At 47.6% G+C, this 523-nt stretch carries 1 protein-coding gene; it reads left to right on the top strand.

Translation table 11 applies throughout. The features are described from left to right. A partial coding sequence (locus ADS77_RS21425; protein ID WP_152960674.1) for an Ig-like domain-containing protein occupies positions 1 to 523 on the top strand: 523 nt, incomplete at both ends.

Consider the following 523-nt stretch of genomic DNA (forward strand, 5'->3'; position numbering starts at 1 on the left):
TATCATTAACGATAACCCCGATTAACGACAAGCCAACGCTCGCAGGGCAAGCAGTCTCAACAGATGAAGACACGGCCTTAACCGTGACCTTATCGGGCGAAGACATTGAAGGGCAAAGCCTGAGTTATACCGTGGTGACGGATGCGGTCAATGGCAGCGTAAGCTTAACGGGCAATAGTTTGGTGTACACACCAAACAGTGACTTTAATGGCAGTGACTCAGTCAGCGTTGTCGCCAATGACGGCGAGCTTAATTCAGATGTAGCAAATATTGCAATCACAGTGACGAGCGTTAATGATGCACCGTTGATAAGTGGTACGCCTGCGACGTCAGTGAACGAAGACAGCGGCTATCAATTTATCCCTACAGCGAGTGATACAGACAACGACACCTTAACGTTTAGTATCAGTAACAAACCAAGTTGGTTAAGCTTTAACAGCGCAACGGGCGAATTAAGCGGCACCCCGCTGAATGAGCAAGTAGGCAGTTACAGCAATATAATTATCAGTGTGAGTGATGGCAC

The organism is Pseudoalteromonas porphyrae, from assembly GCF_001298125.1.
In the GTDB taxonomy this organism is placed as follows: domain Bacteria; phylum Pseudomonadota; class Gammaproteobacteria; order Enterobacterales; family Alteromonadaceae; genus Pseudoalteromonas; species Pseudoalteromonas neustonica.